The 12,978-nt window shown below is 72.9% G+C and carries 9 protein-coding genes; 3 read left to right on the forward strand and 6 right to left on the reverse strand.

Going from position 1 to position 12,978, the window contains the following annotated elements; translation table 11 throughout:
* Window positions 1-46: 46 nt before the first annotated feature.
* The gene (locus tag IEZ01_RS18185; protein WP_019889257.1) at window positions 47-436 is read right to left on the reverse strand and encodes an MGMT family protein; all 390 of its coding nucleotides are present in this window, start codon (window positions 434-436) and stop codon (window positions 47-49) included.
* Between the two features lie 206 nt (window positions 437-642).
* Here IEZ01_RS18185 and IEZ01_RS18190 point away from each other — a divergent pair, with 206 nt between their 5' ends.
* From IEZ01_RS18190 to IEZ01_RS18200, 3 genes are all read left to right on the forward strand, one after another.
* Window positions 643-3,453, forward strand: coding sequence for a lysylphosphatidylglycerol synthase transmembrane domain-containing protein (locus IEZ01_RS18190; protein ID WP_019889256.1), 2,811 nt, complete (start codon window positions 643-645; stop codon window positions 3,451-3,453).
* 102 nt (window positions 3,454-3,555) lie between these two features.
* Entirely contained in the window at window positions 3,556-5,127 is a 1,572-nt protein-coding gene (locus IEZ01_RS18195) for an alpha/beta hydrolase (protein WP_189202613.1), read from the forward strand.
* 68 nt (window positions 5,128-5,195) lie between these two features.
* Window positions 5,196-6,761 carry an alpha/beta hydrolase gene (locus IEZ01_RS18200; RefSeq protein ID WP_189202615.1) on the forward strand — a complete coding sequence of 522 codons (1,566 nt, stop codon included), beginning with the start codon at window positions 5,196-5,198 and terminating at the stop codon, window positions 6,759-6,761.
* Between the two features lie 95 nt (window positions 6,762-6,856).
* Here the strand turns inward: IEZ01_RS18200 and moeZ are convergent, their stop codons facing one another.
* The 5 genes from moeZ to IEZ01_RS18225 all read right to left on the reverse strand — a co-directional run bounded on the left by moeZ (window position 6,857) and on the right by IEZ01_RS18225 (window position 12,785).
* Window positions 6,857-8,035 (reverse strand): adenylyltransferase/sulfurtransferase MoeZ, encoded by a 1,179-nt coding sequence (gene moeZ / locus IEZ01_RS18205; protein WP_019889253.1) that lies wholly within the window; start codon window positions 8,033-8,035, stop codon window positions 6,857-6,859.
* 72 nt (window positions 8,036-8,107) lie between these two features.
* A complete protein-coding gene (locus tag IEZ01_RS18210; RefSeq protein ID WP_189202617.1) occupies window positions 8,108-8,833 on the reverse strand; it encodes a spherulation-specific family 4 protein in 726 nt (241 codons plus the stop codon).
* Window positions 8,821-9,780 carry an NAD-dependent epimerase/dehydratase family protein gene (locus IEZ01_RS18215; protein ID WP_019889251.1) on the reverse strand — a complete coding sequence of 320 codons (960 nt, stop codon included), beginning with the start codon at window positions 9,778-9,780 and terminating at the stop codon, window positions 8,821-8,823. The genes IEZ01_RS18210 and IEZ01_RS18215 overlap by 13 nt, the downstream gene beginning before the upstream one ends.
* A 142-nt stretch (window positions 9,781-9,922) precedes the next feature.
* The gene (locus IEZ01_RS18220; RefSeq protein WP_189202619.1) at window positions 9,923-11,149 is read right to left on the reverse strand and encodes a hypothetical protein; all 1,227 of its coding nucleotides are present in this window, start codon (window positions 11,147-11,149) and stop codon (window positions 9,923-9,925) included.
* Window positions 11,142-12,785, reverse strand: coding sequence for a DUF3492 domain-containing protein (locus IEZ01_RS18225; protein WP_189202621.1), 1,644 nt, complete (start codon window positions 12,783-12,785; stop codon window positions 11,142-11,144). Before IEZ01_RS18225 ends, IEZ01_RS18220 begins: the two co-directional genes overlap by 8 nt.
* Between the last annotated feature and the right edge of the window lie 193 nt (window positions 12,786-12,978).

A 12,978-nucleotide genomic window follows, 5' to 3' on the forward strand; every position in this document is an offset into this window, starting at 1 on the left:
GTACGCTCCTCAGAGTGCCCGTCGCACCGCCGTATGGCCGAAGCTGTCACGTGTGAGCTCCCGCACTCCCCTCGGCGTCCGCGCCACGGCCACCGCCGCCGTCCCATCGCGCCCTGCGCATGTCGAGGCGCGGCACGTGCCCCCGCGCGCCGCGCGCCGCCTCCCGCAGGGGCGTACCCTCCGCGCGGTAGTGGCTGAGCGCCCTCACCTCGTGGCCGGGCAGCAGCGTGCCGTCGGAGCGCACCACGCGCCACCACGGGACCGCGGAGCCGTACAGCGCCATCACCCGGCCCACCTGGCGCGGGCCGCCCTCGCCCAGCCACTCGGCGACGTCCCCGTACGTCATCACCCGGCCGGGAGGGATGTGTTCGGTGACCTCCAGCACCCGCTCGGCGTACTCAGGCAGCTCGGGCAGGTTTGGCACCTCATCGCTCATCCGGCCCATCCTGCCTTACGGCGCGGACAGTGCACGCTGGAACGTGAGACCGGTGGCACGGTGGAGCCGAGGGCGCCGCTTGCGCACCGCGCGCCCCCGCGGTGCACCCTGATGGCGTCCGCTGTCGGCCGGTCGTGCCACCATCGTGCGGGCGGTGACTGGTGATACGAGATCAAGAAGAGACCGAGACGACGAAGGGGCACGGCGTGCAGCCTCCGGAGGGCGAACGCACCCCTGACGCCGAGCCACGCCCGGAATCACCGCGTCCGCAGCGCGACTCCGAGCCCGGTCACGCCCCGGCCTCCACCCCCGAGTCCGAGCCCGGCCACGTCCCTGCCTCCACCCCCACCCCCGGCAACGCACCCCCTCCCGCCCCCGACCCCGCCTCCAACGAGGGCCGCCACCCCGACCAGGGCGGCCCTGGCGACCGTTCCGACGAGCACGTCGAGCGGGTCTCCGGGGACGAGCCGCTGCTCGCCGCGCGCGTGCACCGCCCCTCCGACCTGCTCCGCCTCCTCGTGGGCGTGCTCGCGATCGCCGTCGTCCTCGCCATCGCCGCCTTCGCGCACGGCACTACCACCGGCCTCGAACAGGACATCAGCAAGGGCACCCAAGGCGCTCCCCGCGTCTTCGTCAACTTCGCCGGACTCGCCTCCAGCATCGCCGTCCTGCTCGTCCCGGTCGCCTTCGCCATCGAGCGGCTGATCAAACGCGACGGCCTGCGCATCGCCGACGGCGTCCTCGCCGCCGTGCTCGCGCACGGAGTCACCCTCGCCACCGATCTCTGGGTCGCCAGGGCGGCCCCCGGCTCGCTCCAGGAGGCCCTGACCCGCGTCCAGTCCGGCGGCGGCCTGACCGATCCGGTGCACGGCTACCTCGCGCCGGTCATCGCGTACATGACCGCCGTCGGCATGGCCAGGCGGCCCCGCTGGCGCGTGGTGCTGTGGGCGGTGCTGCTGCTCGACGCGTTCGCCATGCTGGTGGCCGGGTACACCACGCCGTTCTCGATCATCCTGACCGTGCTGATCGGCTGGACGGTCGCGTACGGCACGCTCTACGCGGTCGGCTCCCCCAACGTCCGTCCCACCGGGCAGAACCTCCTCGCGGGGCTCCGCCGGGTCGGATTCCGCCCGGTCACGGCGATGCGCGTCGAGGGCGCCCCGGAGTCGTCCGACCACGGCGACCGGGGCCGGCGCTACATCGTCACCCTGGAGGACGGCCCGCCGCTCGACGTCACGGTCGTCGACCGGGAGCAGCAGGCGCAGGGCTTCTTCTACCGGGTCTGGCGCCGGCTCACCCTGCGCGCCATCACCACCCGGCGCTCCATCCAATCGCTGCGCCAGGCCCTGGAGCAGGAGGCGCTGCTCGCGTACGCGGCCATCGCCGCCGGGGCCAACGCGCCGAAGCTGATCGCCACCTCCGAGCTGGGGCCGGACGCGGTCATGCTCGTCTACGAGCACCTGGGCGGCCGGTCCCTGGACTCGCTCGAGGACGAGGAGATCACCGACCAGCTCGTATGCGACGCCTGGCAGCAGGTACGGGCGCTCCAGTCGCGCCGGATCGCGCACCGCAGGCTCACCGGCGACGCCATCCTGGTGGATCGTTCCGGCAAGGTCATCCTGACGGATCTGCGCGGCGGCGAGATCGCGGCCGGCGACATCGTGCTGCGGATGGACATCGCCCAGCTGCTCACCACGCTCGGCCTGCGGGTCGGCGCGGAGCGCGCGGTGGCCGCCGCGGTCGAGGTACTCGGCCCCGACGCCATCGCCGACTGCCTGCCGCTGCTCCAGCCGATCGCGCTGAGCCGCTCCACGCGCGCGACGCTCCGGAAACTGGCCCGCGAGCGCTCCAAGCGGGAGCGTGAGGCGGTCCTCGCCGCGTCCGAGGCAACCAAGCAGGCCCGGGCCGAGGCGGCGCGGGCCGGCGAGGCGAAGGCGGACCGCAAGGCCGTCCGGGCCGAGAAGCAGGCCGAGAAGCGGGCGCTGGACGTCGCGCTCGACGAGGCCCGCGAGGAGGACCTGCTCGCCCAGATCCGCCAGCAGGTGTTGCTGATCAAGCCGCAGGCCCCGGTGGAACCGGTCCGCCTCGAGCGCATCAAGCCGCGCACGCTCATCAGCCTCATCGCCGGCGCCATCGCCGCGTACTTCCTGCTCTCCCAGGTCGCCCGTACGCCGCTGTCGACGATCGCCCAGGCCAACTGGGGCTGGCTCATCGCGGCGGTGCTCTTCTCGGCCCTCACCTACGTGGCGGCCGCGATGAGCCTGCTGGGGTTCGTACCAGAGCGGGTCCCGTTCTGGCGGACGGTGGTGGCGCAGGTCGCCGGGTCCTTCGTGAAGATCGTCGCCCCGGCGGCGGTCGGCGGTGTCGCGCTGAACACCCGCTTCCTCCAGCGCTCCGGGGTCCGCCCGGGCCTCGCGGTGGCGAGTGTGGGCGCCTCCCAGCTCTTCGGGCTCGGCGCGCACATCCTGCTGCTGCTCGCCTTCGGCTATCTGACCGGCACGGAGAAGACCCGGTCGTTCACCCCGTCCAGGACGGTGATCGCCGGGCTGCTGACGGTGGCGGTCCTCGTGCTGGTGGTCACCGCCATCCCGTTCCTGCGGAAGTTCGTCTCGACCCGGCTGCGGTCGCTGTTCGCCGGTGTCGTCCCGCGCATGCTGGACGTCCTCCAGCGGCCGATGAAGCTCGTCACCGGCATCGGCGGCATGCTGCTGCTGAGCGGCTTCTTCGTGCTCTGCCTGGACGCGTCGATCAGAGCCTTCGACCACGGCAACCAACAGCTGACCTATGCCAGCATCGCGGTCGTCTTCCTGGCCGGCAACGCGCTGGGGTCGGCGGCGCCGACGCCGGGCGGTGTCGGGGCCGTGGAGGGCGCGCTGACCTTCGGTCTGGTCGCGTTCGGGCTGCCGCTGGAGGTCGCCACACCGGCGGTGCTGCTGTACCGGCTGCTGACGCTGTGGCTACCGGTGCTGCCGGGGTGGTTCAGCTTCAACTCACTCACCCGGCGGGGCTCCCTCTAGGTACCCCCGCACGGCCGCCGGGCTCCTGCCGCCCGGCCGGCCGGGCCACCCGCTTGGCCCTGGCCCCGCGCGGGGCCGGGCGGCCCGGCGCACGATGGACGCATGCCGACCTCCTCCGCCGCGCGGCACGCCGCGTTCCTCGCCACCGCCGCCGGTGCGGCAGCCGTCCTGATCACCGCCGGGTGCACCGACAACGGCGACAAGGACGCGGCCGCGGACGGCCCCAGGGACCTGGCCACCCAGACGCTGGAGTGGTCGAAGTGCCCGGCGCCGTCCGAGGCGGAGGGCGGCGGCCCCGCCCCCTCGCCGCTGCCCGGCGGCACCATCTGGGAGTGCGCCTTCATGGACGCCCCGCGCGACTACGCCAAGCCCGACGGCGACACCATCGAGCTCGCGCTGATCCGCGCCCGCGCCTCCGACCAGGCCCGCCGCATCGGCTCGCTGATCTTCAACTTCGGCGGCCCCGGCGGTTCCGGCATCACCGGCCTGCCGTCCTTCGCGAAGGACTACGAGCGGCTGCGTACCCGCTACGACCTGGTCAGCTTCGACCCGCGCGGGGTCGGTCGCAGCGAAGCCGTCGAGTGCCTGGGCAACCGCGAGCTCGACGCGTACTACGCCGAGGACTCCTCCCCCGACGACACCGCCGAGGAGAAGACCTTCACCGACAACCTGAAGAAGTACGCGGAGGGCTGCGAGAAGAACTCCGGCGACGAGCTGCCGCACGTCGGGACCACCAACGCCGCACGCGACCTGGACCTGATGCGCCAGGTCCTCGGCGACGACAAGCTGTACTACTTCGGGGTCTCCTACGGCACCGAACTCGGCGGCGTCTACGCCCACCTGTTCCCCAAGAACGTCGGACGGGCCCTCTTCGACGCCGTCATCGACCCGACCGCCGGGACGCAACAGGGCACGCTCGCCCAGGCGAAGGGGTTCCAGCTGGCGCTGGACAACTTCTCCGCCGACTGCGTCGCCCGTGGTGGCGAGTGCCGACTGCCCGGCTCCACCCCCAAGGAGATCGAGTCGTTCATCACCGGGCTCCTGGCCGAGCTGGAGAAGAAGCCGATCGAGGGCATGGGCGAGCGCATGCTCACCCAGTCGCACGCCGTGAACGGCATCCTCCAGGCCCTCTACTCCAAGGAGCTGTGGCCGCTCCTGGAGCAGGGGCTCGACGAGGCCGACGGAGGCAACGGCGCCCTTCTGCTCGCCCTGTCGGACGCGCTGAACGGCCGCAACCAGGAGGGCGACTACAGCAATCTGCAGGCCGCCAACGCCGCCATCAACTGCGTCGACTTCAAGGAGCGCTACAACGCCGAGCAGGCGAAGGCGAAAGTCCCCGAGTTCCGGGCCGCGTCGCCGGTCTTCGGCGAATTCATGGCCTGGTCCCTGATGAACTGCTCGCAGTGGCCGGTGCCCGGCACCTGGGACCACCCCGATGTCAGCGCCCCCGGCTCGGCCCCCATTCTGGTGGTCGGCGGCACCGGCGACCCGGCGACTCCTTACGAGGGAACCCGCAAGATGATCCAGGCCCTCGGCACGGGCGTCGGTGTAGAGGTCACGTACCGCGGCGAGGGCCACGGCGCCTACAACAGCGGCAGCAAGTGCGTGCAGAACACCGTCGACGCGTACTTCCTGTCCGGGAAGATCCCGGCCGCCGGCACGGTCTGCCAGTAGCGCCGCTCCCGCCGACTGTCCGAGCCGCCCCCTAGGATGGCGGTCCGGTTCGGAAAGCGGGGTACGGCATGACCATGCGGGTACGGGCCGCGACGCTGACGGTCGCCGCGCTGATGGTCGTCGCGACGGCCGTCGGCTGCGACGCCAAGGGCGCCGAGAGCGTGGAAGGTGACTCCCCGTCGCCGGGCGACGCCAAGAACACCGCCGCCTCCCCCACCGAAGGTGGGAGTCCGCTGCCCGTCTCGCTCACCGGACAGCGGCCGGTGTGGGGCGACTGCAAGGCCCCGGACGGCGGCGAGCGTCCCGCCGCGGCCTGGCGCTGTACGCGCGTGAAGGTCCCGCTGGACTACGCGAAGCCCTCCGGGCCGACGATCTCCGTGGCGCTGATCCGCAAGGAGGCCCGCGACAAGGACCGCCGGATCGGCTCGCTGCTCTTCAACTTCGGCGGCCCCGGCGCCTCGGGCGTCGACATCCTGCCCCGGATGGCCGGCGAGTACGAGAAGCTGGGCGGCCGCTACGACTTGGTCGGCTTCGATCCGCGCGGCGTCTCCCGCAGCTCGGGCGTGGTCTGCCGGGACGACAAGGAGATCGCCCGCTCCGAGGCGAGCACCGACCTCACGCCGGAGACGGACGCCGAGGCCGCGGCGTACATCAAGGACAACAGCGACTTCAGCGCCGGCTGCGCCCGCCGCTCCGGCACGGTCATCCCCCATGTCGGTACGAGCAACGCCGCCCGGGACCTGGATCTGGTCCGCCAGGTCCTCGGCGACGACAAGCTCCACTACTTCGGCATCTCCTACGGCACCCAACTGGGCGCCGCTTACGCCCACCTGTTCCCGAAGAACGTCGGCCGGGCGGTCCTGGACGCGGTCATCGACCCGACCGGGGACTCCCTGGGCCACGCGCGCGGACAGGCGACCGGATTCCAGCGGGCGCTGGGCAACTACCTCACCAGCACCGGCGAGGACCCGAAGAAGGGCACCGACCGGATCGCGAAGCTCCTCGCGAAGCTGGACCGTTCGCCGCTGCCGACCGCCGACGGCCGCAAGCTCACCGACGGGCTCGCCCTGACCGGCATCGCCCTGCCCTTGTACTCCAAGACCAGCTGGCCCTATCTGACCGAGGCGCTGAACCAGGCGGAGCAGGGCAAGGGCGAGGCGCTGCTCGCCCTCGCGGACTCCTACAACGACCGGGACAAGAAGGGGCATTACGGCACCCAGTCCCACTCCCAGCGGGCGATCTCCTGCGCCGACAGCAGCCTGCGGCCCACGCCGGCCCAAGCCAAGGCCCTGCTGCCGGAGTTCCGGAAGATCTCACCGGTCTTCGGGGAGTTCCTCGCCTGGGACACGGCGGGCTGGTGCGCCGACTGGCCGGTCAAGGGCGAGCACGACACCCCGCCGGCGAGCGCGCCGGGCGCCGCGCCGATCCTGGTGGTCGGCACGACCGGGGACCCGGCCACGCCGTACGAGGGTGCCCGGCGGATGGCGGACGAGCTCGGCCAGGGCGTCGGTGTGCTGCTCACCAACAGGGGCGAGGGGCACGGCGCGTACGGCACGGCCTCCTGTGTGACGAAGACGATCGACGCGTATCTGCTCGACGGCAAGGTCCCGACGCACGGCACGACCTGCTCATGACGGCGTCCTGAGCGTCGGGCGACGAGAAGGGGCCGGACCCGCCATGGGTCCGGCCCCTTCTGTGCGTCGCCGGTCCGGGAGACCGGCTTCTCCGGCTAGTAGACCGGCTTCTCCGGCTCGATCTGGTTGACCCAGCCGATCACGCCGCCGCCCACGTGGACCGCGTCGGCGAAGCCGGCCGACTTCAGCACCGCGAGGACTTCCGCACTGCGGACACCCGTCTTGCAATGCAGGACGATGCGCTTGTCCTGGGGCAGGTCCTGGAGGGCGTTGCCCATCAGGAACTCGTTCTTGGGGACCAGCCGGGCGCCCGGGATCGAGACGATCTCGTACTCGTTGATCTCGCGGACGTCGATGATGTCGATGTTCTCGCCGTCGTCGATCCACTCCTTGAGCTGCTTGGGAGTGATCGTGGAGCCGAGCGCCGCCTCCTGGGCCTCCTCGGACACGACGCCGCAGAAGGCCTCGTAGTCGATGAGCTCGGTGACGGTGGGGTTCTCGCCGCAGACCGCGCAGTTGGGGTCCTTGCGGACCTTGACCTGGCGGTACTGCATCTCCAGGGCGTCGTAGATCATCAGGCGGCCGACCAGCGGGTCGCCGACGCCGGCCAGGACCTTGATCGCCTCGGTGACCTGGATGGAGCCGATGGACGCGCAGAGCACGCCCAGGACGCCGCCCTCGGCGCAGGAGGGGACCATGCCCGGCGGCGGGGGCTCGGGGTAGAGGCAGCGGTAGCAGGGTCCGTACTCGGACCAGAAGACCGAGGCCTGGCCGTCGAAGCGGTAGATCGAGCCCCAGACGTACGGCTTGTTCAGCAGCACGCAGGCGTCGTTGACGAGGTAGCGCGTGGCGAAGTTGTCCGTGCCGTCGACGATCAGGTCGTACTGGCTGAAGATGTCCATCACGTTCTCGGCCTCGAGCCGCTCTTCGTGGAGGATCACGTTCACGTACGGGTTGATGCCGAGGACGGAGTCCTTCGCGGACTCGGCCTTGGAGCGGCCGATGTCCGACTGGCTGTGGATGATCTGGCGCTGCAGGTTCGACTCGTCGACCTCGTCGAACTCCACGATGCCGAGCGTGCCGACACCGGCGGCGGCCAGGTACATGAGGGCCGGCGAACCGAGACCGCCGGCGCCGACACAGAGCACCTTGGCGTTCTTGAGCCGCTTCTGACCGTCCATCCCGACATCCGGGATGATCAGGTGGCGGGAGTACCTGCGGACCTCGTCAACGGTGAGCTCGGCAGCCGGCTCGACCAGGGGTGGCAGCGACACGGAGACCTCATCAATACAGCTGGTCGGTGAGTCAAAACGATTGTTCTCCCCGTAACACTGCCACGGCCCTTCTCATTCCGAGACACCTGGTCCAATGCGCGAGACGATTTCGTCCCAGTAGCCGGGCAGGGCCTGGAACGTCCCGTTCTGTCCGGTGCGGTCCGTGAAGAAGATCGTCGAGGCGCCCTGCCAGCGGGCGATCCGCATGGCCTCCTCCAGGTGGGTGCGCGGCACTCCGTGGACGAGGTGGACGAAACGCTCCGGGGGATGGTCCGCGGTCCACTCCGCCACCTGCGACCAGCGGTAGTCCGTCCAGGGGCCGGAGAAGGTGACCAGTTGGTCGGCGATCTCCAGGTATCCCGGGTGCGGGTGGGAGCCGTGGCCGAGGACGAGGTGTCCTCGGTGGTCGAGGACGGCCTCCAGGGTGGCCGCCGTGCGCCGTACGGCCGGCAGGTCGGCCCGGTCGGTGGGGCAGCGGTCCAGGTAGTAGCCGTCGACGTGGTACCAGTCCAGGAAGCGGTGGGCGTCCGCGATCACCTCGGCGAACGGGCGTGACCCATGGGCGAGGTCGAGGTGGCCGAGGACCCTGACTCCGGCGTTGTGGAGCCGGCCCGCGGCCTCCAGACAGTGCGGGTCCGGGCGGCTGCCCGGCCCGTCGGCGACATTGAGCACGGCCCAGTGCAGGGGGGTGCCGGGCCGGGTGAGCTCGGCCCACTCGACGGGGGCGAGCAGCGGATGCGCGTATCCGGGGACGCCGACGCCGAGCCGCTCCGCCCCGGTGGTGGTCAGATGCGGCACGCCGCCTCCATCCAGATGTCGGCCAGCGACTCCTCCAGGTTGATCCTGGGACGCCAGCCGAGCCGGTCGCGGGCCGTGCGGACGTCGGCCTGCTGCCAGCTGCCGCAGCCGTCCGGGTACGGGAAGGGGGCGGCGGCCAGGTGCTCGGTGACCGTCTCGCCGCGGGGGGCGCCGATGACGGGGCGCTGGGGCGGCCCGTCCAGTTCGTGCAGGGAGCCGGCGTAGCCGGCGACCCTGGCCAGGACGGCGGCCGCGTCCCGCAGGCGTACGGCCCGTCCGGTGCCGATGTTGACGACGCCCTGGGCGGCCGAGAGCGAGGCGGCGTGGACGGCCCGGGCCACGTCCCGTACGTCGACGAAGTCGCGCTGCACGCCGAGACCGCCGAGTTTCAGCTCGCCGTCGCCCGACTGCATGGCGCGGCGCATCGCCTCGGCGAGCCGGCCGAGCGGCGACCCGGCGGGGGTGCCGGGCCCGACGGGCGAGAAGACCCGCAGGACGACGGCGTCGAGTCCGGAGCCCAGGACGAGTTCGGTGGCGGCGAGCTTGGAGACGCCGTACGGGCCTCCGGGGCGCGGCACCGCGTCCTCGGCGGTGGAGGAGCCCGGCTGGCTGGGCCCGTACTCGGAGGCGCAGCCGACCTGGACCAGGCGGGCGCCGCAGCCGCTGCGGCGCAGGGCCTCGCAGACGGTGGCGACGGCGACGGTGTTGTGCCGGGTGAGCTCCCGGGCGCCGCCGCGGGTGGCTCCGGCGCAGTTGACGACGACACCGGGGTGGACGGCGTCGAGGAAGCGGGTGAGGGCGCCGGGGCTGCCTCCCGCGAGGTCGAACCGTACGTCGGCGTCGTCGCCGCGTCCCAGGGCGGTGAGGTGCACCGCGGGGTCGGCGAGGAGCCGGTCCGCAACGAACCGGCCGATGAACCCGTTGGCACCGAGCAGCAGAACCCTCATCGCGCGGCCCCTTGGTGCCGACCGGCCGTTGCTGGGGGTTGGGGGGTCATCTCTGTGTCTCCTTGGTGAGGATGCGGCGGATGCCGGGGAACTGGGGGGCGTGCCCGCGGCGTCGGCTCCGCGGGTGCGCGCGTTGGGGGGGCTAGGGGGTGGCGTGCGCGGACGCCCGGGAGAGCGCGGCGGTGGCGTGGGCCAGCAGCGCGGCGGCCGTGAGGCCACAGATCAGGGTGGGGATCACCGCGGGTCCCCAGGCCGCGGCGGCGGCCCGGACCGGCAGGGCGAGGAACTCGCAGCCGGGGAGGCGGGCGGCGAGCACGGACGCAAGGGCGAACGCTTCGGCGGCGCAGGCGGCGCCGAGCGCCCTGGCGGCGGGCTCGGGGCAGCCGTGGACGGTGAGGAGCCGGGCGACCAGCAGCAGCGTGCCGAGGGCCGCCGTGTGGACGGCGCCCGCCGCGCCGTAGGCCACTGAGGTGAGGGTGAGCAGGCCGGCCAGGGCGCATAGGTGGAGGGCGACCGCGCCGAGGAGGAGGGGACGGGTTACTGCGGCGAAGTCGGCGAGGCCGCGGCTGCGGGCGAGCCTGCGGCGGGCGCCGGCGGCGAAGAGGCGGGCGCACCAGGCGGCGGGGGCGATGGAGAGGGCGAGGGCGAGCAGGGGCGCGGGGGTGAGCGGCCAGAGCCCTTCGGGGCCGCCGGTGAGCAGCTGGTCGAGGAGGCCGTCGCCGCCGGTCGCGTAGGCGAGCAGCCAGCAGACCCAGAGTGCGGCGGCGGGGGCGGTCCGCCCGGGCGCTCTCAGGGGGCCGCGCCTGAGGCAGAGAGTGAGGGAGAGGGCGAGTGCGACGGCTCCGGCGCTCGCGACGGCGGTCTTGGCAGTGCCGTCGGTGACGAGCAGTCCGGCGGCGGTGAGCGCGGCGGCGGTGCCGGGCAGCAGGACGAGGACGACCCATCCGGGGGCGGGCGGGGGTGCGGCCGCCGCCGGGGTGGGGGCGGTGTCGGTGGCGCGGGGCACGCGCGCGTAGAGCTCCTCGGCGAGCGCGAAGACGTCCCGGTGCCGGAAGCGGGCGGCGGTCCGGTCCGTCATGCCGTGGGCCTCCAGGCCGGCGGCGATCTCCAGCGGATCGACGGCCCGTTCGCAGAGCTCCCGGTGCCGGTGCAGCAGCGCCTTGACCGGGTCGGCGGGGCCGCGCCGGGGCGGTGCGAGGGCGGGGGCGGCGGGCGCCCCGGGGGTGGTGGCGGGCGGCGCCGGGGCGGGCGTGGTCAGGGCCTGCTCCTCCAGGAGTGCCTCGCCGTGGCTCTCCCATTCCTGGTGGCCGTCGGCGGACCAGGGCTCCTCTCCGGTCCGCTCGCCCCACAGGGGCGTTCCGTCACGCATCGTCGTGGCTCCTTCCCGCTGCCGCGCCCGCGGGGGCGGGACCGTCGGCCCAGCTGGGGGTGCGCCCCGGGCCGGTCCAGGTGCCGGGGAGGAAGGCCTCGGCGGGGTGGGCGAAGGGGACCCCGGTCTCGGTGCGGCGGACCGGGGCGTGGGAAAGGAGCTCCAGGTAAATGCCGTGAAATGCGGCGATGTTCTGCTCGACGGTGAACAGTTCGAGCGCGCGGGCGCGGGCGGCGGCGCCCAGCCGCTGCCGTCGCTCGGGGTCGCGCAGGAGCGCCAGGCAGGCGTCGGCGAGCGCCCGCGGATTGCGCGGGGGTACGACGAGCCCGGTGCCGCCGATGACTTCGACCACCGCGCCGACGTCGGTGGAGACGGTCGCGCGGGCGCAGAACATGGCTTCGACGAGGCTGACCGGGAAGCCCTCGACGACGGAGGAGAGGACGACGACCGCGCCGGCCGCGTAGGCGTCGGCCAGGGTGGGGGCCTCGGGGCCGCCGATCTCCTCGAAGGAGACGGGGTTGTCGCCGATGGCGTGCGGGTCGGTGGCCTCGTCGGGGAAGAGCTGGGCGGCCAGGGCGCGGCAGTGCGCGAGGTAGGGGGCCGTGTCGTCGCCGCGTACGGGCGCGGCGACGATCCGCAGCCGGGCGTGCGGCTCTTCCTTGCGGATCTCGGCGAAGGCGTGGAGGAGGGCGATGAGGTCCTTGGCGGGCTCGATGCGGCCGACCCAGACGAGGGTGTCCTCGTCGCCTTCGGTCTCGCCGACCGCGGTGAAGCGGCGGGCCTCCATCCCGGGGTGGACCGTGCGCAGTTTGGCCCGCTCGGCGCCGCACTTCTCCTGCCAGCGGCGGGCGTGGGTGTTGCCGGGGGTGATGACGGCGGCCTGGCGGTAGACCTCTGCGGTCAGGCGGCCGTGAAACGCGGCGAGCAGGGCGCGTACGGGGGCGCTCGGTGCGTCGGCGGCGGATCCCGTGCCGAGGTAGTGCGCCCTCAGCTGGACTCCGTACTCGGTGACCAGCAGCGGCACACCGAAGAAGCGTTTGGCCAACAGTCCGGGCAGGGCCGCCGGTCCGCCCGCGGTGGCATGGCAGAGGTCGGCGGCGGCGAGGCCGTCGTCGCCGTACCAGTCGAGCGAGAGGGGGCGCAGCGCGCGCTCCAGCCGGTCGGCGAAGTCGAGGTGGTCGAGGACGCTCGCCCCGCGCACGCTCCGGCGCGCGCCGGGTGCGCGACAGGCGGACTCCAGGGCCCTGACGGCGACTTCGGAGCGGAGGGCGGCATGGAGTCCGCCGCTCTCCCGGGCCAGCTCGGCGAGGCCGTAGAGCCCTTCGGCGAAGGCGTCGCCCGCGTCCTCGGCGCAGATCGAGGCGGCCAGTTCGGTGTAGTGGCGGGCGAAGCGGCGCCGGTCGCGGCGGCCGTAGGTGTGGCCGTCGTCCTCGGGGGCCCAGAGGGGTGCGGTGCGCACCTGGCGTACGTGGGGAGGCAGGTCGACCAGGCCCGCGGCGGTCTGGCAGGCGCTGCGGCTGAGGGCGTAGAGGTCGAACTCATGCCGCGCGAGCCCGCGCACGAGCCGGTCGCACCAGACCCTGGACTCACCCGCCGCATACGGAAAACCACCGTCCGTGAGCAATCCGATCCGCACGAGTACACCCCCGATCTCCCTTGTGCGCGGCCACCGTTGGTCGGTGACTCATAGCGGGACGACGTTAAGCGGAGGTGCCGGTGGCGCGATGGACGGTTGTCCGTCGCGCCACCGGAAGGGGTGAATACACGTAACTTTCACCCCACGGTGGCGTTTCGTCGCGCTACGGGGTGGAAACGTTACGGAGGGTCAG

Source organism: Streptomyces purpureus (assembly GCF_014648195.1).
Lineage (GTDB): Bacteria > Actinomycetota > Actinomycetes > Streptomycetales > Streptomycetaceae > Streptomyces > Streptomyces purpureus.

Coding starts and splice junctions, on each gene's coding strand:
- IEZ01_RS18220 (WP_189202619.1), bottom strand. CDS start 11,149: ATGCGTGACGGAACGCCCCTGTGGGGCGAGCGGACCGGAGAGGAGCCC.
- IEZ01_RS18215 (WP_019889251.1), bottom strand. CDS start 9,780: ATGAGGGTTCTGCTGCTCGGTGCCAACGGGTTCATCGGCCGGTTCGTT.
- IEZ01_RS18185 (WP_019889257.1), bottom strand. CDS start 436: ATGAGCGATGAGGTGCCAAACCTGCCCGAGCTGCCTGAGTACGCCGAG.
- IEZ01_RS18200 (WP_189202615.1), top strand. CDS start 5,196: ATGACCATGCGGGTACGGGCCGCGACGCTGACGGTCGCCGCGCTGATG.
- IEZ01_RS18195 (WP_189202613.1), top strand. CDS start 3,556: ATGCCGACCTCCTCCGCCGCGCGGCACGCCGCGTTCCTCGCCACCGCC.